Origin of the sequence: Micromonospora sp. CNB394 (assembly GCF_000374985.1) — a bacterium.
Lineage (GTDB): Bacteria > Actinomycetota > Actinomycetes > Mycobacteriales > Micromonosporaceae > Micromonospora > Micromonospora marina.
In genome coordinates, this window is the sequence record NZ_KB895907.1 from 1 (window position 1) to 1331 (window position 1331).

At 70.2% G+C, this 1331-nt stretch carries 1 protein-coding gene; it reads right to left on the bottom strand.

What is annotated here, in order from left to right; all coding sequences use genetic code 11:
• Positions 1–19: 19 nt before the first annotated feature.
• Entirely contained in the window at positions 20–1132 is a 1113-nt protein-coding gene (locus C569_RS0129490; protein WP_018789282.1) for an ISAs1 family transposase, read from the bottom strand.
• Positions 1133–1331: the final 199 nt, after the last annotated feature.

The window sequence follows — 1331 nt, forward strand, 5'->3', positions numbered from 1 at the left end:
CAGGGCCCCGGCAAAGTCGTCAGGTGATGCCGAGTAGTGCCAGCGGGCGGGTGCTGTCGCGGGCGTGATGCCGGTTCGCGGCGGCGATGTTGGTGATGCCGGCGGTGCGTAGGGCGCCGATGGCGGCGTTGCGGAGGGCTGCCATGACTTGGGGGCCGGTGCCGGTGCGGATCTGGGATCGGTCCTCGTCGTAGGTGACGTCTCGCACCCAGTGGACCTTGTTCTCGATCGACCAGTGGCCGCGGATCCATCCGGCCAGTTGGGCCGGGCTGGCCTGGTGCACGCGCAGGTCGGTGATCGCGTAGACGGTCTCGGTGGTGAAGCGTTTCGGCTGGTCGAGGCGGCGTCTGCGGCGGCGGATCTGCAGGGCCTGGGCGGCGTGCGGGAACTCGATCCCGGTGGAGATCGTCAGGATCTTGCAGGTGCGGATCTCGCGGCGGCCGTGGCCGCGGTCGGTGTCGCGGGTGGCGTCGGGGACGGCTCGCCAGGGCAGGCTGGCGAGTTGGGCGTGCAGGCTGGGCTGATTGCCTTTGACGGTCAGGATCCAGTGGGCGCCGCGTTCGGCCAGGTAGGCGACGTGGTCGCGTTGGCAGTGCAGGGCGTCGACGGTGATCACGGTGTCACGGAGGTCGCCGATCTGGTCCAGCAGCGGTGCGAAGCGGGTGATCTCATTGGTCTTGCCGTCGACGTCGGTGCTGGCCAGGACCACTCCGGTGGCCTGGTCGCAGGCCGCGAGGACGTGCCGGGCCGCAGTGCTGGTGGTGCGGGAGCCGCGCAGGGCCTTGCCGTCGACCGCGATCGCCCGCCTGCCCGCTGACGGTGTGGCTATGGTCCGGCTGGCGAGCCAGCCGCTGACGGCCGCGGTGAGCAGGTCCGGGTCCAGGGCCTGCAACAACCGGCGGATCATCGCCTCCGACGGGCGCCGGTCCGGGGCGATGCCCAACGCGACCGCGGTCGCGGCCGGGACGTCGGCGACCCACTCGGCGATCGCGGTGTAGGAGCGGTAGCCGGCCACCACGGCACAGACCGCCGCGGTCACCACGACTGCCAGCCGGTGCCGGACACCGCGGCGGGCACGGGGATCCGGCAGGTCGGCCAGCGCTGCGGGCAGTCCAGCAGCGGTTTCGGGCACGGTGACATCCGGTGCGCTGGACACAGACGATATCAGCGATGATGGCAGGGCGGGCATGACTCACTTCGGACGATCAACAAGGCGTAGAGAACCTCGATGATCATTTAAACGAGTCATGCCCGCCCTGCTACCACCAGCACGGGCGCGTCTACACCAAGCGGATCAAGCCGGACACCCTCACGACTTTGCCGGGGCCCTG